This window comes from Nocardia sp. CWNU-33 (assembly GCF_046764895.1).
Lineage (GTDB): Bacteria > Actinomycetota > Actinomycetes > Mycobacteriales > Mycobacteriaceae > Nocardia.
Window position 1 is genome coordinate 148548 of the sequence record NZ_JBKOQN010000006.1, and the last position, 18803, is coordinate 167350.

The following is an 18803-nucleotide window of genomic DNA, read 5'->3' on the forward strand; positions in this document are numbered from 1 at the left end:
CCCCCGTTCGCGGCCGGCTCGCTTCCGAGTACTCGAAGCGCATGCGCCGAAGGCGCGAGTCTCGAGTGCTCGGAAGCGAGCCTTGGGGGCCGCGGACACGCGGCGCGGAGGCACCGCCATGTCTCAGTGGAACTGACCCTCTTCGGTGGAGCCCTTCAGGGCGGCCGTCGAGGTGTTCGGGTCCACGGTGGTGGCGATCAGGTCGAAGTAGCCTGCGCCGACCTCACGCTGGTGCTTGGTGGCGGTGTAGCCGCGCTCCTCGGCGGCGAACTCGCGCTCCTGCAGGTCGACGTAGGCGGTCATGCCCTCGCGGGCGTAGCCGTAGGCCAGGTCGAACATGCCGTAGTTGAGCGAGTGGAAGCCGGCCAGGGTGATGAACTGGAACTTGAAGCCCATCGCGCCGAGCTCCTTCTGGAACTTCGCGATGGTCGCGTCGTCCAGGTGCGCCTTCCAGTTGAAGGACGGGGAGCAGTTGTAGGCGAGCAGCTGGTCCGGGAACTCGCTGCGGACGGCCTCGGCGAACTGCTTGGCCAGCTCGAGATCGGGCTTGCCGGTCTCCATCCAGATCAGGTCCGCGTAGGGGGCGTAGGCCTTGGCGCGGGCGATGCAGGGCTCGATGCCGTTCTTCACACCGAAGAAGCCCTCTGCGGTGCGGGTGCCGTCGAGGAACGGCTTGTCGCGGTCGTCCACGTCGGTGGTGATCAGGGTGGCGGCTTCGGCGTCGGTGCGGGCGATGATCACCGAAGGCACGTCGGCGACGTCGGACGCGAGGCGAGCCGAGGTCAGGGTGCGGATGTGCTGCTGGGTCGGGATGAGCACCTTGCCACCGAGGTGGCCGCACTTCTTCTCCGAGGCGAGCTGGTCTTCCCAGTGCACGCCCGCGGCGCCGGCCTGGATCATGGCCTTCTGCAGCTCGTAGGCGTTCAGGGCGCCACCGAAGCCGGCCTCGGCGTCGGCGACGATCGGGGCGAGCCAGTTCTTGACCGAGGTGTCACCCTCGACCTTGGCGATCTCGTCGGCGCGCAGCAGCGCGTTGTTGATACGACGCACGACGGCCGGGACCGAGTTGGCCGGGTAGAGGCTCTGGTCGGGGTAGGTGTGGCCGGAGAGGTTCGCGTCACCGGCGACCTGCCAACCGGACAGGTAGATGGCCTGCAGGCCGGCGCGCACCTGCTGCACGGCCATGTTGCCGGTCAGGGCGCCGAGGGAGTTGATGTAGTCCTCGTTGTTGACGAGATCCCAGAGGATCTCCGAGCCGCGGCGCGCGAGGGTGGCTTCCTCGACGACGGTGCCCTGGAGCTTCGACACCTGCTCTGCGGTGTAGTTACGGGTGATGCCCTTCCAGCGGGGGTTGGTGTCCCAATCCTGCTGGATTTCCGCGGCTGTCTTCGGGGTGCCGGTGGTCATCTCTGACTCCACTTCCTCGTTTGGTCGGGTATGCCCCACGGTCGAGTCTGGCTCGAACTGCTGGAGCGGCAATTTGCAGGCTTGCTAGGCCCATGGGGTGTACTTCCACACGATGGCACACCAGGAAATAGCCGTCTACCTGTTGCTAGTGTGAATCTCAGCTAGGTTTCCACAGGTGTTTGCTAACTTTGCGAAATTTGCCGGTGAATTGCGCACATAAAACCTACCGACGGGTAGCTCTGACATGCGGTTTTAGCGTAACGCTCGTACTGTTAGCGATCTTCGAGTGGGCTGCCATCGACTCGCGCAGACATTCCGTCCTGTGAGGACCTTCACAGCTTCGGGCGGGTGCCTTCGGTGTGGGCTGGGCCACCTTCGAGCGGGACGGGCCGTGCGCCGTCGGGCAGACTGGGTCGAATTCACCCCAGGACACGCGTCCAGCTGCCTCGGCCATCCGCGGCGGGCATCGGGCGCTCGATCAACCCGACAGGAGCACCATGCGGAAACTGTGGTTCACCACGGCGATCGCCTGCACTTGTGCCGCGAGCCTACTGACACTGTCCGCAGCGACCGCCGACCCTGCGGGCGGACCGGGCACCGTCACTTCTATTGCGCCACTCGCCGCGGTCGCGACCCTGCCGGGGTCGGTGAACTCCACCCGCATCATCTATCGCACCAGCACCGCGAACAACGTGCCGACCGAGGCGAGCGCCGCCGTCTACTTCCCGCCGGGTCCCGCGCCCGCGGGCGGCTGGCCGGTGATCGCCTGGGCGCACGGCACCGTCGGACTCGGCGACGACTGCGCCTACAGCATCACCGGACCGAGCGCCGCCGAGCGCGACTGGGCCTACCTGGGCACCTGGCTGCAACAGGGTTACGCCATCGTGGCCGCCGACTATGCCGGGCTCGGCACGCCGGACGAGCATCCCTATCTCAACGGGATGGTCATGGCACACAACGTGGTCGACGCAGTACAGGCCGCGACCAGGCAGTACTCGTCACTCGCGAAGAAGTGGGTCGTCGTCGGCCAGTCGCAGGGCGCGGGCGCGGCCGCCTACACCGCGCGCTACGCCACCGAATTCGGCGGTCCCGAGTTGGACTACCGCGGCGCGGTCACCACTGGCGTGCCCGCCTACATCGAGGACGTGCTGCTGCCGCTGGCTCCGCATATGCCACCCATCAAGCTGAGCCCGCACAGCACCGCCTACGTGCTGTACATCCTCAACGGGCTGCGCACGACGTACCCAGCGTTGAATATCGAGTCCTTCCTCACCGACGCCGGCCGGGAGTGGCTGACCCGCGCCCGCGATGCGTGCATCGGGCCGCTCGGTGACGAGCTCGCCGCACGCGGCGTCGTGCTGGGCGATCTGTTCTCCCGGCCGTTGCTGGAGATCCCCGACCTGCACGGGTTCCTCGCCCGCTACATGGCACTGCCCGAATCCGGCTACAACAAGCCGCTCTTCATCGGACAGGGCCTGCGCGACACCGATGTCATCACGCCGGAATCCCTGCGCTGGGCAGCCGTGCTGAAGGCGAACGGCCAGCCGGTCACGCTGCACACCTATCCCACCGACCACAGCGGGACGGTCAACGCTTCACTGCCGGATTCCCTGCCGTTCGTGCACAACCTGTTCGCCTGAACCGCACCCCGGCCGGTCGCGAACCCGACTCACACCGCGGTGAGCAGGTCACGGAGGCGAGCGGCGTAGGCCGACGGGTGGGTCATATTGCCGTTGTGGCCACCGGGGAATTCGACCACCGGGGTATCACGCAACACGGCCAACTCCTGCGCGCATTTGTGGTCGAAAACCTCATGCGGGGTGCTACGCCCGGAAGCCGGAATGATGTGGACAGCTGATCGCTGCAGTTCGGCGGCATCGAGGTTGTCGGTGCGAACGGCGGTGAAGTCCTCGCCGATAAAGAATGCGAAGTTCGCGGCACGCGCTGGAGTAATCGAGGGCAGCTCCACACCCGGCTCCAATTCCTGGTTCCGTGGGTCGATGCCGAGGGTTTTCACCATGGGCGCCAAGGCGGCCTGCCAACCACTGTCCCGGAAAACCTGCTGGCAGTGTTCGAGTTCGCGCAGATGGTGCGCGCGTTCGGCCGCCGCAAGAAGCCACGGCGTGACCGGATCGTGCGCGATCAGGGTGTGCAGCTGCTCCGGGTGTTCGACAGCCAGGTGCAGTCCAATGGCCGCACCCATGCTGCAACCGAGCATGCGGGCTGGTTGATCTGTCAGCGCGGTGAGCAGACGATGCACGTCATCGGCATGCGTCGCCATTGTCACCGGCTCGGTCGTGTCGTGAATCGTGCTGCGCGACAGTCCCCTTCGATCGTAGGTGATGACGGTGTAGGTCTGCTCCAGCTGGCGGACCAGGCCCTCGCTGCGGCGCGCGTCCCCCTCGCCGCTCTGCGAAATGAGCAGGACCGGGCCGGTTCCCCGGACCTCGTAGTAGAGGTCGGCACCGGGCACCGCAAGGGTGGCGTTCGAAATCGTGGTCATACCGAGAACGATAACCCATCAAATCTGATACATCAATAGTGATGTATCAGATTTGATGTACTGTTGCCGCATGGATGGTGTGGAGCTTTTCCTATTGGGCCGAACGCTGATGAAGCTCGGCGAAGACGCGCTGCCCACGGCAGGTCTCGGCGGCGGCCACCGGCCGGTGCTGATCGTGACCAGCGACATTCTGGAGCATCCAGACAGCACCGTCAGCGAAATAGCCTCGCGCACTGGCCTTCCGCAGAGCGCCGTATCGAACGCAGTAGCCCGCCTGAAAGAAGCAGGCTCGATCACCACAACCACCGACCCACGCGACCGACGTCGATCGTTGATTCGCAAGGCCGACCGAATCTCGGCCCGCGTCGCGCAGGTTCGGGCGACCACGATCGACGCCGCACTGGCGGCTGCACTCGGCACCGACGACCCTGAGTTGGTGAACGAAGTCCTCACCGCTTTGGAATTACTCGCTCGGCAACTACGCCCGAGCCACCCGCGCACAGCCGCGAGCAGCGATCCTTCCACCGCATCTCGGAAGCAAGGCGGCTGATCTCGCCTTCCGGCACACGCATCCCGAGAATTCGACCGCGTTCAGCGTGTCGATAGCCCCGTAGGAGCGTGGGTTCGGTGCCAATGTTCGGCGATCTCGATGCGTCGAGTTATCCACACATCATCGTGGGATTGGACGTGGTCCAGGAAGCGTTCGAGGGCCGCGGTGCGGGCAGGGCGGCCCACTATGCGGCAGTGCAGACCCACCGAAAGCATTTTCGGGCTGCCCTCGGCGCCTTCGCGGTAGAGCACGTCGAAGGCGTCACGCAAGTGCGCGAAGAACTGCTCACCGCTGGGGAAACCCGCAGGCGAGGCGAAACGCATGTCGTTGGTGTCCAACGTGTACGGGACCACCAGGTGATCGCGGTTGTGGACGGTGACCCAGTAGGGCAGGTCGTCGGCGTAGGAATCCGAGTCGTAGACGAATCCGCCGTGCTCGACCACCAACTGCCTGGTGTTCGGTGAGTCGCGCCCGGTGTACCAGCCCAGCGGTGGAGCGCCGGCCAATTCGGTGAGGATGCGAACCGCCTGGGCCATATGCGCCCGCTCGGTCTCGCGGTCGGCGAGCTGATAGGACTTCCAGCGCAGGCCGTGACAGGCGATCTCGTGGCCGAGCTCGCGAAAAGCCGCTACCGCCTCGGGATTTCGCTGCATGGCCCTGGCCACCGCGAAGATGGTGAGCGGCAGGGCACGGCGCTCGAAGACCCGGAGCACCCGCCACAGACCGGCACGGGAGCCGTACTCGTAGAGCGACTCCATGCTCATGTGCCGATTCGGAAAGGCTTCCGCCGGAGTCATTTCCGAGAGGAAGGTCTCCGAGTGCGGATCGCCGTCGAGAACACTGTTCTCCGCGCCCTCTTCGTAATTCAGCACGAACTGGACCGCGATCCGTGCGCCACCCGGCCATTTCGGATCCGGTGGCGTCGATCCGTAGCCGACAAAGTCCCGCTTGCTCATTCGCCCAACTCTCCGTACAGCCGCAGGCGCGCGAGCCCGCCGTCCGGGTAGATGTCCAGGCGCACTTGCTCGACCGAAGCGCCCATCGGCGCGATCGCGAAGCGGTGCCTGGTGTCGGGCAGCAGTGCGGTGCGTGGCAGCAGCTCGAGCTCGGTGCCGTCGGTGGTGCGGCCGGTGAGCCGGGCCGCGCCGGGGCTGTTGCCGAGGAAGTACGACGTGTCGATCTCCGCGAGCCGGATCAGGCCCGGTCCGGCGAGGCGGATGTGCACCCAGTCGTTGCCGTCGTCGCGGCGACGGGCGGTCTCCCAGCCGTCGCCCATCTTCCCGGCCAGGCCGGGATAGAGCAGCTGGTTGGGCGAGCTGTAGAAGCGGTTGGAGCAGTCGATCACCAGCGCGCCATTCTCCAGCGCGGCCAGATCCAGCGGGCCGAGACCGAGCAGCCTCGGATCGGGGCGACCCTCCCCGTACACCCGCAGCCGAGCCACGCCGCCATCCGGATGCATGGTGAGTTTCACATGGGTCCAACGCTTTTCGCTCTCGATCGAGAAGGGGTTGCGGCTGTCGCCTGCGACCGGGGCACGGTCGACCAGGGTCACCCAGTCGTCGCGTTCGGCGATGGTCTCGGCGTCCGGGTAGCCCTCGATCTCCAGCGCCGACACCGACACGGCGGGCGGATAGTTGCCCTTGAACCAGGCGGTATCCACCACGATGCCCCGGATGCGGCCGGGCACGCCGAGCCGCACGATCGCGGAATCGTCACCGGACTTGCCCCGATGCCTACGGGTCTCCCAGCCGTCATAGATCTGGCCCTTGTGCCCGAAGGTCGACGGGCGGTATTCGGCGGAACCGGGGTTGATCAAATTCTCCTTCTCCGCGAAGAATTCGTCATCGGCCCAGATCACCGCCCCGCCGAGGGGTCGGACCGCCAGGTCCGGCAGCAGCGTGAAGTCCGCGTCGTGCACTACGCCTCCCGTTCGGGCCTGAGCCTGGTTGTTCATCTACGCCCCCTGCGGGATCGGCGCGCGCGAGACCAGCGCTTGCAGCACCTCGATGGTCAGGTCGCCGAGCTCACCCGCGCCGCGCGCGCCGCAGTTCACGCCGCGTAAGACGGTGGCGGCCAGGGCTTCCGCGGTGGCGGGCTCGTCCATGACCCCGCCTGATCGCCGTTCGAGATAAGCCTGCAGGCGTGGGACCGCGATGGCTGTGGCCTGCCGGAAGAACTCGTAGGTGGCCAGCCAGCGGGTGATCAAATGCCCGGGGTGCATGTCCCAGCCCTGGTAGTATCCGCGACGCAGCGATCGGGTGACCAGCCGATGATGGTTGCGCAGTGCGGCTTCGGGTTCGGTGTCGGGCACGATCTGGGTGGAGCCGTCACAGATCCACACACCCGTTTGCGCCGCGGCCGCCTGCATGACGGACTTGGCGTAGTCCGCGGCCGGATGATCGAGCGCCTGATCGGGCGCGGCGATACCGCAGGCGGCCGTGTAATCGTATGTGCCGAAATGCAATCCGCTGCAGCGACCACCGGCAAGGCCGATCATTCTTGCTATCGGTGTGGTGCCGTCGGCAGCAATGACGGCCTGCGGGCTCTCGATCTGGAGCTCGAAACGCAAGGTGCCTTCAGCCAGGCCATAGCCCCGCTCGAAGGCTTCAGAGAGGGCGACGAGAGCCGAAACCTGTTCTGCTGCTCTAATCTTGGGCACGGTAAAGACAAAGCCTGCCGGCACGCCGCCCGCCGCGTCGAGCACCAACTCGAGGGTGCGCAGGGCTCTGTGGCGTTCCGCGCCCGCGAGACCCTTCGTCCGAATACCGAAACTTGCCGGGCCGTCGGATTGTTCCGCCCAGGCAGCCAACACCGCGCCTGCGGTGATGGCGGCCTTGTCTTCCTCATCGTCGGAACGGAATCCGTAGCCGTCCTCGAAGTCGATGCGCAGATCCTGGATCGGGTTGTGCTGGAGGCGGTCGCGCACGGCGGGCAGGGACCGGGTGCTGTCGAGCTCGGCGAGCAGGTCGTGGTGGCGGTCGAGCAGTTCCGTTGCCGCCGCACCCCATGCCACGGGTGTTTCGGCGGTGACGCGATCGGCGGACACGTATGCCGTGTGAATGGGCTGTGCCCGGCGGTCGGGGCCTGGATAACGCACAAGCAGTTCGGCGTCGACCGGGTCGAGCATCGCGTCGATTCGGGCACGAACGTCCTCGGGTAGCCGGGTCACCCCTGCGCTCCTTTCTGAATGACATGCCAGATCCGGTCGGCCGTCATCGGCAACCGGTCCAGTCGTACTCCGACAGCATCGCGGATGGCATTAGCCAGGGCGGGGGCGACCGGGTTGTACGGCGATTCACTCATCGACTTGGCACCGAGCGGGCCAAGGTCATCGGCGGTTTCGGCGAAGTACACCTCGGTGCGGGGCAGGTCGGCGAACTGTGGGATGTGGTAGTGCCGCAATGTCCGGGTGGTCACCACACCGCGGTCGCTGCGCATGTCCTCGTAGAGCGCGGTGCCGATGGCCTGCGCCGCGCCGCCCTCCACCTGCCCGCGGCACTGCACCGGGTTGAGCACGGTGCCCGCGTCGGCGGCCTGGATGGACTGCAGGATGCGCACTGATCCGGTGTCCGGGTGAACCGCGACCCGGAAGGCGTGCACGTTGAAGCTGACCGAACGTGGGCTGCCGTCATGATCGCCACGGCCGGACAGCTCACCATTGGCCAGGAGTTCCGCCGCGACGAGCAGCCGATCACCGCAGCGGACACCACCGGGGCGCAGTTCGCATTCCGACGCGGGCAGTCCGGACAGCTCGGATGCCCTGGCCAGCATCCGGTCACGCAGCGACAGCGCCGCCGAGTAGCAGGCTTTGCCCGCCACCGTTATCCCGGTCGATCCGAACGCACCGGTGTCATGTCCGACCAGATCGGTGTCCGACTGCCGGATCACCACCTGCCGCACATCGGCATTCAGCGCCGTGGCCGCGAGCTGCGCGTGCACCGTGGTGGTGCCATTGCCGAATTCCGCAGTGCCGACCCGGATCTCGTAGCGTCCGTCGGCCAGCAGAGTGGCCGTTGCTTCGGAGCAATGTCCGCGCGGCGGGATGGTGGCGATCATCGACAGCGCCATGCCCTCGCCGACGCGCCACTCCGGGCCCGGAGCCGCAATACCGTTGCCGCGCAGCAGTGCTCGTTCGGCCAGGTCGATACACTGGTCCAGGCCGTAGCTGCCGAACATCAGGTCGCTGTCGTCGACTTCCGCACCGACGAGCCGATCTCCTGGCACCACCACGTTGCGGCGGCGGAACTCGAACGGGTCGATGCCGGTAGCCCGCGCGAGCTCGTCGAGCGCCGACTCGACCCCGAAGATGATCTGCCCGAGGCCGTACCCGCGGAACGCGCCCGACGGAATGTTGTTGGTGTACACCGCCTGGGCGTCGACCCGTTTATTGACGCAGCGGTAGACCTCCACCGACTCGCCCACACCGTGGAACATCACGCCCACGCTGTGATTGCCGTAAGCGCCCGCATCGGAGAGCACATCGACAGCAAGGGCGGTCAACGTGCCGTCGGCGTCGGCGCCGGCCGTCACCTCGACGCGCATCGGATGCCTACTCGTCGCCGCGGTGAACTCGTCGGACCTGGTGAACTCGTACTGGACCGGCCGCCCGGTGCGCAGCACCGCCAAGGCGATGAGATCCTCGGCCAGCATCTCCTGCTTGGCGCCGAAACCGCCGCCGACCCGGGTCGCGAACACCCGCACCCGTTCTCGAGGCAGACCGAAGACTTCACACAATTCGTCCCGCACCAAGAACGGCACCTGTGTACTGCACCTGATCACCAGCCTGCTCTGCTCGTCCAACCAGCCGATGCCACCGTGCGTCTCCAAATGCACATGCTGGGCGCGCGGCGAATGCCACACCCCGTGCACCACATGGGCGGCCGCGTCCAGCCCCGCAGCCACATCACCCACCTCGCCGTGCACCTCGGCGATCAGATTTCGCTGCGCATCCGCGATCCGAGCCGAATTCGGTTTATCACCATGCAGTTTCGGTGCCCGCGGGCTCAGCGCCTGCGCCGGTTCGAAGACCGCGGGCAGCAGCTCGTACTCCACCAGCAATGCCCGGCACGCCGCCCTGGCAATATCCATGCTGTCGGCGACGACAGCGGCCACTCGCTGCCCGACGAAGCGCATCGTCCGGTCCAGCACATAGGTGTCATCGGGATCGTCCATCCGGAACTCGTGGCGCGCAGTCGAAAACGCGACATCCGGTGCGTCGGCCCAGGTGAGCACCGCATGCACGCCGGGGAGGGCTTCGGCGGCCGAGGTATTGATCGAGACGATCCGCGCATGTGGGTGCGGGCTCGGCAGCACCGCGATATGCAATGGCGCGGTCGGCGGGGCCATCGCCGGGTCGGCCGTGGGGTCGGCATCGAGGGCACGGACGTCGAAGGTAAATGCTTCCGTACCGGTCACGACACGAGCGGACGCCGGTGCGGCGGTTCCCGTCCCGATCTGCCCCGAGCCGCGGTCAGGAAATGTACCGGTGGCAGCGGGTGCGCACAGGTCAGCGGCCGCGCCGGGGTCGACCCGATGCTGGGCGCGAGTGTCGGATCCAGCTTCGGCAGGCACCGCATGTGCTGCCGGCTCGGGTTTCGCGGATGCGGCGGTCAGCGCGTCGGTGATGGCGCGATATCCCGTGCAGCGGCAGAGGTTTCCCTTCATCAGCTCGGGTAGGTCGGCGGTGTCGGGCGTTGTCGATGGACTGCCGCAGCCGAGGCCCGCGGCGGTGACCACCATGCCTGCGGTGCAGAAGCCGCATTGGAAAGCCGCCGCGTCGATGAATTGCTGTTGCACGGGGTGTAGGTCGGTAGTGGTGCCGAGGCCGGAGGCCGTGGTGATGGTGCGGTCGGCGACGCGGTAGGCGGGGATGATGCAGGAGTGGACGGTCATGCCGTCGAGTTGCACCGAGCAGGCGCCGCAGTCACCTGCGTCGCAGCCCTTCTTCACGGCCAGGTTGCCGGTTTCGCGGAGCAGGGTGCGCAGGCACTGGCCGGGGCGGGGGTCCGCCTGCACGAGCTTGCCGTCGACCTCGAATTTCATAGTGGCTCACCCGTTTCGGGGCACAGCTCCACGGCGACCTGCGCGGCCAGACGGCCGGTGACGTGGCAGCGCCAGTCCGGTGCGCCGTGCGGGTCGTCGAACCAGAGCGCCGGATCGATCGACTCGATGGCTGTGTGCACCTGAGCAGAGCTCGGTGGTTCGGCGAAATCCAGCACAATCGGGCGGCTGGTTGCCGCGGTGATGGTGAGCGCGCACCGATCGCCTGGCTCGCGCCGACCCATCACCACCGCCCCGGAGCGACCCAGCGGCGATAATGCGATCTTCCGGAAAGCAGTGCGCGACAGCAGGCTTCGCATCGGGATGGTGATCGATCGCAACACCTCGTTGGGCCGCAATGCCTGGAGGCCCGGGCCGATAACGAACTCCCGCAACGGGATACGTCGATCGGTTCCGTCCGGCGACCACACCAGTGCGACCCCGTCGAGTGCGGTCACCGCACCGAGTACCCCACCCGCGGGCAACGCCAAGCACACATTGCCGCCAACGGTCGCGGTCCGCCAGATCTTGTGTGAGGCGAGCAGCGCCCGGCAGCCCTGCGCGAACAGCGCCGTCCCCGGCCACTCGTTACGCAGCATCGGCAAGCCGAGTTCACGGCCGGGCCCCGCACCGGCGAATTCGGCCAATGTGCAGGTAGCCGCGATCTCCAAGCCTTCCGGCGTCTGCGACAACGCGGTCCAGCCGAGCCCGGTGATGTCGACAAGCCGCTCCAGCCGCTCCTGCGGCTCGGAGAACAGGAAAGTGCCCCCGGCGAGAACCCCGCACGAGCCGCCCACCACCCCGAGGTCAGCCCGCTCGCGCGCCACCGTCACCGCCCGGATCGTATCCAGGTCCACGTCTCACCTCACTCCACTACCTCTGCCGCCACAGTAGAAGCCGAGAGTTGCCGCGATGTTGCACGACACCCGCTCCACATTGCGTCATCGTTACCGCGACACCACCAGCTGCCGGCTTCCGGCCAGCATCGCCGCATTCACCAGCTCACCCAGCCGTGATGCCGCAATATCCTTTTCAACCGTCCGAGATCACCACAGTGCAACCAAGCCGACCGCCCGAACCGGACACATCCAGCCTCCCACCGCACCGCACCGCACCGCACCGCACCGGTCATCCTGCACGACTGGTCCGAACACAACGTGCTGTTCGCAAGCGCACTGTCTGCGACAGCAACGGTCAACGAGCCCGCGCCGATCGCGGCACCGATACGACCGGTCGTACCGTCCGACTTCATGCGGCCGGGCCCCGCACCAACCGACTACCTCGACACCGCGGTAGAGCCTGCCTTTTGGCCGGGACGGACAGAACCGCGCCAGCAAGCTGAGCCCGGCCGCGGTCGGTCGGCGAACGGCCCTACTTCACGCCCAGCCCGCGCCAACAGCAGATGTTCCGGCGCCGATGAGGCAACGGACCGAGCGGACGACACCGGAAACGGCGACAGGGTGTTATCAGGGCGCGCAGAGGTCGTGTATCGCCCGGGGCCGAGGAGGCCGCGCGGCACAACGGCGTGTTGTTCGTGAAAGCCGACGGCGTGGTAGCACCTGCTGCGCGGCGCCGGTCGGGGCGACGGGCTTGGGCCGGCGCCTCCCAAAGATGGGCAGTTTCCAGCCGTGGGTGCCGGGTTGATCTGTGCACACTGCCCCGGTGGGCTTGGAAATAGATCTTTGTGTGGTTGGACTCGGCCCGACGGGGCGCGCGTTAGCTCATCGTGCAATGCGTGCCGGGCTCTACGTCACAGCGATCGATCCGCGGCCGGAGCGGTTGTGGTCGCCGACCTATGCTTGCTGGGTCGATGAACTACCGGAGTGGCTGCCTCCCAGTGCGATTGCCACCCGCATCGAGGCTCCGACGGTGTGGACCAACACCGAGCGCCGCATCGAGCGACCCTACTGCGTGCTGTCCAAACCGGGACTGCGCGACGCCCTGCCGCTCGACGACGCTACTGTGCTGACCGGCCGGGCCACCCGGCTGAACGCACACAAAGTAGAGCTCGCTGACGGCACGGTCGTCCGCGCGACCACGGTTTTCGATGCCCGTGGGCTCCCGCCGGTCGAACAGCGCCTCGCAGTCAGCGCGCACGGCATTTTCGTGTCCGCCGAAACAGCGGCGCCGATGGTCACCGATGGTGAAGGATTGCTGCTGGATTGGCGTCCCGACAACGGCGCGGGCCCGGACGAGCCGCCGTCGTTTCTGTACGCGGTGCCGGTTGGCGATGGCACGGTGGTCTTCGAGGAGACCAGCCTCGGCCTGCGCGGTGGTATGCCTCAGCGTGAGCTGCGCGAGCGTTTGCTGAATCGGCTCGCCGCTCATGGCATCCGGGTTACAGGTGAGGAACCGAGCGAGGCCCCGCACTACCCACTGGATCAGCCGCCCCCGAAAAATGGCGTGGTCGGGGCGATTCCGTTCGGCTCGCGCGGCGGCATGATGCACCCGACCACCGGTTACAGCGTGGCCGACTCACTGGCGCTGGTGGACACCGCGGTCAGCGCGGTGAGCGAGGAGCGTGATCCGGTCTCCGCACTGTGGCCCTGGCGGGCCCGGCTGGTCTACTGGATGCGGATGCGCGGGCTGTGGGGCCTGGGCAGGCTCACCACCGATCAGTCGATGGCGATGTTCGAGTCTTTCTTCAGCGCCTCGCCGCGTGGACAGCGGGCGTTGCTGTCCGCGCACGGCGACTACGCCGCGCTGGGGACCGTTCTGTTCAACACAGTCGCGCACGTGCGTCCGTTCCGATGGCACTACGACCTGGTCGGCTGGACCAACCGGGACCGTTGGGTGGGATACGACTTCGATCAGCTGACAGTCTTGGCGGGCCGCCGTCCTCGCAGTGGCGACCGGACCGAGATAGCTGTGTCCTGATCTGGGTGCTCGATCACGCGAGACGGTCCAGCGGATGAGTGCGATTTCGGGTGACGTTAATCAGACCGCTGGGGATGGCCGCGATCGTCGGTCTGGCTGCCTTGATGGTTGGGCAATTGTGGCCCGACTCCGGGTTCACGACACCATCGCGGCGGTGAAGATGGATGTGGTCATACTCGGCTTCGAGGCCGAGCCGACGTCGAATCATCGCTCCCGCGCAACCGGGTCGGATCAGCCCGCCTTCGCGACCAACGCCGCCTGTGCCCGGGCTACCTGGGCTCCGACGGTCTGCTCGTCGACGGTCCGGACCTCGCCGTCGCGAACGACCTCGCGTCCGTTCACGATCAGTGTGGCGAGCGGTGGGGCCGAGCCGAGGATCAGTGCGGTGACCGGGTCGTCGATGCCCGCGTGCGCGGGGGTGTCGAGTCGCCACAGGGCCAGGTCGGCGAGCTTGCCCGGTTCGATCGAGCCGATCTCGGTATCGCGGCCGAGTACTCGGGCGCCGCCGATGGTGGCCAGCGCCAAGGCTGTTCGGACGCTCAGTGCGCGCGGGCCGCCGATGGCGCGGGCGTAGAGGAGGGCGTTGCGTGGCTCCTCGATCATCGAGCTGGACTCGTTGCTGGCCGCGCCGTCCACACCGAGGCCGACGGCCGCGCCCGCGGCGACCAGGTCGGCGGTGCGGGCGATGCCTGCGCCGAGGCGGCTGTTGGAGGTGGGGCAGTGCGCGATGCCGGTGCCGGACCGCGCAATCGAGGTGATGGCCGCATCGTCGATGTGCACGGCGTGTGCGAACCAGACGTCGGGACCGATCCAGCCGAGCTGTTCCATGTATTCCGCTGGGGTGCAACCGAACTGCGTCGCGCAGAAATCCTGCTCGTCGACGGTCTCGGCCAAGTGGGTGTGCAGGCGCACCCCGGAATCGCGCGCGAGCGCAGCGGATTCCCGCATGAGGTCCGCGGTGACCGAGAACGGCGAGCAAGGGGCGAGCGCGATGCGCAGCATCGAATCGAAGGACGGATCATGCCAGCGGGCGATCGCTTCCGCGCTCGCGGCCAGCACGGTGTCCAGCGATTCCACCACGCGATCCGGGGGCAGCCCACCGGAACTCGCGCCGAGGTCCATCGAGCCGCGGCACGGGTGGAAGCGCAGCCCGACCTGCTCGGCGGCCGCGATTTCCGCGCCGAGCAAGTCACCGCCCTCGTGCGGAAAGACGTAGTGGTGGTCGGTCGTGGTGGTGCAGCCGGTGCGCGCCAGCGCCGACAACGCTCCGGTCGCCGCGACCCGCACTGCCTGCTCGTCGATGCCCGCCCAGATCGGATAGAGCGTGGTGAGCCACTCGAACAGGGTGTTGTCCGCCGCCAAACCCCGGGTGATCCACTGATAGAGATGGTGATGGGTGTTCACGAGGCCGGGAGTCAGCAGGCAGCCACGCCCATCGATGTGTGGCACGCCACCGAAATCGGGGGCATCACCTGCGGCGACCGCGCCGATCCTGTTGCCATGCACTGTCACATAGCCGCGGCGGAACTCCGTGCCCGCCGCATCGACCGTCGCGACAGCACACCCGTCGATGACCAGCGTAGGTTCGCTCATGCCCGCCATGCCGGCCCCCCATCAGGCGCGTCTTCGCGTGACACCGTGGCGTGGATCAGCCCATAGGGCCGATCGTCGGCATGGAACACCTCACCGTGCGTGTCGATCCCGAATCTACCGAGGTCGTAGTCGAAGTGGTGTTTGTTCGGCGCGGCGAGCCGGATCTCGGCGAGCACCGGATAGGCCTCCAGCGCGGCCGATCCCATGGCGAACAGCGTCTGCTGCAATGCCTTCGAATGCAGTGTCGCGAACGCCTCGACCAACCGGGCCCGGACACCGGTGTACACCGCGTCCCAATCGACGCCGACGGTGGTCGCAAAGCGCCACTGCGCAATGAGCGAGGTGGCCAGCATGCGGTCGTGGGTCGGTGCGAGCACGGTGAATTCGTCGGTGAGGAAGTCGGCGAACTCGGAGCCGGTCGACTTCAGGATCACGAGGTCCTGCACGCCACCGATCACCCAGGCCCGCTGGTCGCTGCCCTTGCCCGCGACGGTGACCGTTGCCGTGCGCACCTCGGGGCCCGATCTGGTCCAGGTGTGGTCGTGCTCGCTGCCGTCGACCGAAACCCGCTGCCAGGCATACTCTTCGACCTCGATGCGCGCACTGTCGACGGGCTCGATATCGTCGACGAAGTGCCCGGCCAACGCGAGCGCATAATCTTCGATGGTCTGGATCCCCGGCTGCTTCGCATACGCGTACGCCGTGTGCTTCTGGGTGTCGGTGGGCAGCACCTTCGACTGGTCACCGCTGATGTAGGCGTCGGCGAAATCACCACGCAGCACCGTGGATACGTTCAGGTCGCGGATCTCGTGGCGCGCCTGGTCGCGGTAGATCCGGACGACGCGGTTCTCGGCCTTGCCGTACCGGTTGTCGGACAGCACGATCGGCCCGGTCAGTTCCATGAATGGATCAGCTCCCTCGATAGGTGGAAAAAGCGAAGGGCGACAGCAACAACGGGACGTGGTAGTGCCGCTCCTCGGTGACGACGAATGTGATCGAGACCTCGGGAAAGAACGAATCGACCCGCAGCCGCGCGAAATAGGATCCGGTATCGAACACCAGCCGATAAGTGCCTGCGGCGAGGGGCCCGCCGAGTCCGCCGATCCGCCCGTCGGCATCGGTCACGCCCGCATCGAGCTGCTCCCGGCCGCCGTACAGCGCCACACCGACGCCTGCCGCAGGCGCACCACGAACCGCGTCGAGCACATGGGTGCTCAGCGTGCTCATGCGGCGGCGCCGAGCAGGCGGCGCAATCGGATTCGATTGATCTTCGCCAATTCTGTTCGCATCACGCGCCTTTCGGTCTGCAGATCGTTGCCGAGCCTGGCGTGCAGCAGTTCGAGCAGCTCGGCACCGGATTTGTCGGTCGCACACACCAGGTAGATGTGACCGAACCGCTGCTCGTAGGCGCGGTTGCCCTCGGCAAGCGCGTCCCGTATCGAATCCCCGGCGGTGGCCACGGCGGCCTGCTCGCGCACCGACGCCGCGGTGTCCGGCCGGTCCCCGATCCTGGGGTGCCCGTCGAGTGCGCGGTCGATCTCCGATTCGGACAGTTCGGCCAGTACCGCATCGGCCGTTTCGAGGAGAACTTCGACAGTGGCATACGGTCGCCCGGAAGCCACCGCACGGGCCCACGCGGGCGCCGAGCAACAATCGAGCAATGCCGCGACGGCGTCCGTCTCGGGCAGCGCGTTGAACGGCGCGAGGCCCTCCCCGTCCTGTGTCATCGGTCCAGCATCGAATAAGAACAGCCCGGTTGCCACTCGAACGACAGAGATCGCGTCCGGCGTGTCGCGTAGACGCGCCGAGATGGTTCGACAGCTGCATACCACCTGTGGGAAACCTGCCGGCAACGGTGGCGGACTACCGTTCTCTCTATGGGTGTTCCCAACCACGGCGCCGGCACCGAACACGGCGCCGAAGCAGCACGTGGTGCGGGCCGGGCCGGCGCCGCCGACACCCCCGAGTGCGTAGGCATCGTGCTCGCCGCGGGCGCGGGAACGCGCTACGGAATGCCGAAGGCGCTCGCCGAAGACGGCGCCTGGCTGCGTGCGGCAGTGACGGCACTGCGCGATGGCGGCTGCGATCCGATCATCGTGGTACTCGGCGCGACGGGCCCGTCGCCGGACATCGTCGACTTGCCCCCCGGCGTGCGCCACGTGTGGGCGGCGGACTGGGCCACCGGACTCGGCGCCTCGTTCCGGGCCGGGCTGATCGCCGCGGCGGATACCGCCGCCGGGTACGCGGCGATCATGCCGGTGGACACCCCCGATGTCGGAGCCGATGTCGTTGCCAGGGTCACCGCCGCCGCCTTCGCCGCACCGAGCGGCCTGGCCCGCGCTGTGTTCCACAGCACACCGGGGCACCCCGTTGTGCTCGCGCACAAGCACTGGACCACGGCATGTAAGCAAGCCGTAGGAGATTCGGGCGCCCGCACCTATTTGTCCGGTAAGAACGATATGGTGTGCGTCACGTGCGACGATTTGGCGACGGGGAACGATCGTGATTACCCGGCCTCGGCCGCACGGTGATCGGAGCTAACAGATGCGTGACATTGTCGAAGATTTACTGCGACTATGGCATTCCGGACGTACCGGAGGGCTGGCCACCATCGTGCGCACCATCGGTTCCGGTTCCCTGCCGGTGGGTTCCGCGATCCTGGTCGACGCGAACGGCTCCATCTACGGCTCGGTGCTCGGCGGCTCCGTCGAATCGACCATCTACGACGCCGCCGTCGAGGCCGCCCGCACGGGCAGGCGCGGGCTACACCGTTTCGGCGTTCCCATCGGTGAGGCGGGCCTGGACTCCGGCGGCATGATCGATGTGTTCATCGAACCGTTCTCCCGCCGGGATTTTCCCGAATTCCCCACTGTCGCAGCCGAAATCGCGGCCCAGCGCCGGGTCACCGTATTCACGGTGGTGTGGAATCCGGACGCGGACCTGATCGGCCAGCATCTGGTCACCGACAAGCGGCACGCCACCGAGTTGGTCGCGCTGCCCGAATCGGATCTGTTCGTCGCCTCATTCCCGCCACCGCCGCGATTGCTCATCTTCGGCGCCAACGCCTTCGCCGCGGCGCTCACTGTGCAGGCAAACCTGCTCGGCTATCGCGTCACCATCTGCGACTCGCGTGACACCGTCGCCACCCCTGACGCGTTCCCCGGCGCCGAGGTGGTCGTCGACTGGCCGCACCGCTATCTCAACACCCTGTCGGCGGCGGGTGAAATCGACAGCAGCACCGGGATCGTCGTGCTCTCGCACGATCCGAAGTTCGAGATCCCGCTGCTGACAGTGGCATTGCGACTACCCGAGCTCGGTTATCTCGGAGCGATCGGCTCGAGGGCTGCCCACGTCCGGCGCATCGAAGACCTCCAGGCGGGCGGCTTCGACAATGCCACCCTGGCCCGCCTGCACTCCCCCGCTGGACTCGACGTCGGCGCACGGACCGCCGCCGAGGTCGCGGTCTCGATCGCCGCGCAACTGCTTGCCGCCCGGTCCGGTCGGACCGGACGGCACCTATCCGAAAGCAGCGACCCCTTGCATACCGAGCAGGCGTTCGCCTAATAAGCGCAGTCGGACGAAGTCCGTCCCCAAACCGCACACGGCCGCAGCGAAGGCGAAGGTACGCCTAACAGGCACAGTCGGACGAAGTCCGTCCCCTGACCGCGCATGGCCGGAGCGAAGGCGGAGGTACGCCTGACAGGCGCAGTCGGACGAAGTCCGTCCCCTGACCGCGCATGGCCGGAGCGAAGGCGGAGGTACGCCTGACAGGCGCAGTCGGACGAAGTCCGTCCCCTGACCGCGCATGGCCGGAGCGAAGGCGGAGGTACGCCT

The 18803-nt window shown here is 67.1% G+C and carries 16 protein-coding genes; 5 read left to right on the top strand and 11 right to left on the bottom strand.

Annotated elements, in window-relative coordinates; genetic code table 11:
* Positions 1–123: 123 nt before the first annotated feature.
* Positions 124–1407: an isocitrate lyase gene (aceA, locus tag ACLMAL_RS10185; protein WP_328406698.1), complete on the bottom strand. Its 1284-nt coding sequence runs from the start codon at positions 1405–1407 to the stop codon at positions 124–126.
* A 497-nt stretch (positions 1408–1904) separates the two neighbouring features.
* Here aceA and ACLMAL_RS10190 point away from each other — a divergent pair, with 497 nt between their 5' ends.
* Positions 1905–3047, top strand: a complete 1143-nt coding sequence (locus ACLMAL_RS10190; protein WP_411998813.1) for a lipase family protein — start codon at positions 1905–1907, stop codon at positions 3045–3047.
* Between the two features lie 29 nt (positions 3048–3076).
* On the opposite strand, the gene ACLMAL_RS10195 is transcribed toward ACLMAL_RS10190, so the two are convergent.
* Positions 3077–3910, bottom strand: a complete 834-nt coding sequence (locus ACLMAL_RS10195) for an alpha/beta fold hydrolase (protein WP_411998814.1) — start codon at positions 3908–3910, stop codon at positions 3077–3079.
* Positions 3911–3980: 70 nt separating this feature from the next.
* Here ACLMAL_RS10195 and ACLMAL_RS10200 point away from each other — a divergent pair, with 70 nt between their 5' ends.
* Positions 3981–4460, top strand: a complete 480-nt coding sequence (locus ACLMAL_RS10200) for a MarR family winged helix-turn-helix transcriptional regulator (RefSeq protein WP_411998815.1) — start codon at positions 3981–3983, stop codon at positions 4458–4460.
* A 41-nt stretch (positions 4461–4501) separates the two neighbouring features.
* On the opposite strand, the gene puuE is transcribed toward ACLMAL_RS10200, so the two are convergent.
* Genes puuE through ACLMAL_RS10225 form a run of 5 tightly spaced genes read right to left on the bottom strand, consistent with a single transcriptional unit; the run spans position 4502 to position 11356 of the window.
* Complete coding sequence (gene puuE / locus ACLMAL_RS10205; protein WP_411998816.1) at positions 4502–5416, bottom strand: allantoinase PuuE; 915 nt, start codon at positions 5414–5416, stop codon at positions 4502–4504.
* Positions 5413–6414 carry an allantoicase gene (gene alc / locus ACLMAL_RS10210; RefSeq protein WP_411998817.1) on the bottom strand — a complete coding sequence of 334 codons (1002 nt, stop codon included), beginning with the start codon at positions 6412–6414 and terminating at the stop codon, positions 5413–5415. The genes puuE and alc overlap by 4 nt, the downstream gene beginning before the upstream one ends.
* A complete protein-coding gene (locus tag ACLMAL_RS10215) occupies positions 6415–7587 on the bottom strand; it encodes a DUF6986 family protein (RefSeq protein WP_411998993.1) in 1173 nt (390 codons plus the stop codon).
* A gap of 38 nt (positions 7588–7625) precedes the next feature.
* Positions 7626–10502, bottom strand: a complete 2877-nt coding sequence (locus ACLMAL_RS10220; protein ID WP_411998818.1) for a molybdopterin-dependent oxidoreductase — start codon at positions 10500–10502, stop codon at positions 7626–7628.
* Positions 10499–11356, bottom strand: a complete 858-nt coding sequence (locus ACLMAL_RS10225) for an FAD binding domain-containing protein (RefSeq protein ID WP_411998819.1) — start codon at positions 11354–11356, stop codon at positions 10499–10501. Before ACLMAL_RS10225 ends, ACLMAL_RS10220 begins: the two co-directional genes overlap by 4 nt.
* Positions 11357–12185: 829 nt before the next feature.
* On the opposite strand from ACLMAL_RS10225, the gene ACLMAL_RS10230 reads away from it, so the two are divergent.
* A complete protein-coding gene (locus ACLMAL_RS10230; protein ID WP_411998994.1) occupies positions 12186–13376 on the top strand; it encodes a lycopene cyclase family protein in 1191 nt (396 codons plus the stop codon).
* 231 nt (positions 13377–13607) lie between these two features.
* Here ACLMAL_RS10230 and ACLMAL_RS10235 read toward each other — a convergent pair whose 3' ends face one another.
* Genes ACLMAL_RS10235 through uraD form a run of 4 tightly spaced genes read right to left on the bottom strand, consistent with a single transcriptional unit; the run spans position 13608 to position 16696 of the window.
* Positions 13608–14969, bottom strand: a complete 1362-nt coding sequence (locus ACLMAL_RS10235; RefSeq protein WP_411998820.1) for an 8-oxoguanine deaminase — start codon at positions 14967–14969, stop codon at positions 13608–13610.
* Entirely contained in the window at positions 14966–15871 is a 906-nt protein-coding gene (gene pucL / locus ACLMAL_RS10240; RefSeq protein ID WP_328406708.1) for a factor-independent urate hydroxylase, read from the bottom strand. Before pucL ends, ACLMAL_RS10235 begins: the two co-directional genes overlap by 4 nt.
* A 7-nt stretch (positions 15872–15878) precedes the next feature.
* Positions 15879–16196, bottom strand: coding sequence for a hydroxyisourate hydrolase (uraH, locus tag ACLMAL_RS10245; protein WP_411998821.1), 318 nt, complete (start codon positions 16194–16196; stop codon positions 15879–15881).
* Complete coding sequence (gene uraD, locus ACLMAL_RS10250) at positions 16193–16696, bottom strand: 2-oxo-4-hydroxy-4-carboxy-5-ureidoimidazoline decarboxylase (RefSeq protein WP_411998822.1); 504 nt, start codon at positions 16694–16696, stop codon at positions 16193–16195. Before uraD ends, uraH begins: the two co-directional genes overlap by 4 nt.
* A gap of 150 nt (positions 16697–16846) precedes the next feature.
* On the opposite strand from uraD, the gene ACLMAL_RS10255 reads away from it, so the two are divergent.
* Together ACLMAL_RS10255 and ACLMAL_RS10260 are read left to right on the top strand one after the other, a co-directional pair.
* Complete coding sequence (locus ACLMAL_RS10255) at positions 16847–17500, top strand: NTP transferase domain-containing protein (RefSeq protein WP_411998823.1); 654 nt, start codon at positions 16847–16849, stop codon at positions 17498–17500.
* Between the two features lie 13 nt (positions 17501–17513).
* Positions 17514–18533 carry an XdhC/CoxI family protein gene (locus ACLMAL_RS10260; protein ID WP_328406712.1) on the top strand — a complete coding sequence of 340 codons (1020 nt, stop codon included), beginning with the start codon at positions 17514–17516 and terminating at the stop codon, positions 18531–18533.
* Positions 18534–18803 lie beyond the last annotated feature (270 nt).

What these genes read in the sequence shown, in the direction of transcription:
- ACLMAL_RS10200 (WP_411998815.1), top strand. Translation starts at nt 3,981, where the DNA reads ATGGATGGTGTGGAGCTTTTCCTATTGGGCCGAACGCTGATGAAGCTC.
- ACLMAL_RS10235 (WP_411998820.1), bottom strand. Translation starts at nt 14,969, where the DNA reads ATGAGCGAACCTACGCTGGTCATCGACGGGTGTGCTGTCGCGACGGTC.
- puuE (WP_411998816.1), bottom strand. Translation starts at nt 5,416, where the DNA reads ATGAGCAAGCGGGACTTTGTCGGCTACGGATCGACGCCACCGGATCCG.
- aceA (WP_328406698.1), bottom strand. Translation starts at nt 1,407, where the DNA reads ATGACCACCGGCACCCCGAAGACAGCCGCGGAAATCCAGCAGGATTGG.
- uraD (WP_411998822.1), bottom strand. Translation starts at nt 16,696, where the DNA reads ATGACACAGGACGGGGAGGGCCTCGCGCCGTTCAACGCGCTGCCCGAG.
- ACLMAL_RS10255 (WP_411998823.1), top strand. Translation starts at nt 16,847, where the DNA reads ATGGGTGTTCCCAACCACGGCGCCGGCACCGAACACGGCGCCGAAGCA.
- ACLMAL_RS10190 (WP_411998813.1), top strand. Translation starts at nt 1,905, where the DNA reads ATGCGGAAACTGTGGTTCACCACGGCGATCGCCTGCACTTGTGCCGCG.
- ACLMAL_RS10260 (WP_328406712.1), top strand. Translation starts at nt 17,514, where the DNA reads ATGCGTGACATTGTCGAAGATTTACTGCGACTATGGCATTCCGGACGT.
- pucL (WP_328406708.1), bottom strand. Translation starts at nt 15,871, where the DNA reads ATGGAACTGACCGGGCCGATCGTGCTGTCCGACAACCGGTACGGCAAG.
- uraH (WP_411998821.1), bottom strand. Translation starts at nt 16,196, where the DNA reads ATGAGCACGCTGAGCACCCATGTGCTCGACGCGGTTCGTGGTGCGCCT.
- ACLMAL_RS10220 (WP_411998818.1), bottom strand. Translation starts at nt 10,502, where the DNA reads ATGAAATTCGAGGTCGACGGCAAGCTCGTGCAGGCGGACCCCCGCCCC.
- ACLMAL_RS10195 (WP_411998814.1), bottom strand. Translation starts at nt 3,910, where the DNA reads ATGACCACGATTTCGAACGCCACCCTTGCGGTGCCCGGTGCCGACCTC.
- alc (WP_411998817.1), bottom strand. Translation starts at nt 6,414, where the DNA reads ATGAACAACCAGGCTCAGGCCCGAACGGGAGGCGTAGTGCACGACGCG.
- ACLMAL_RS10215 (WP_411998993.1), bottom strand. Translation starts at nt 7,587, where the DNA reads ATGCTCGACCCGGTCGACGCCGAACTGCTTGTGCGTTATCCAGGCCCC.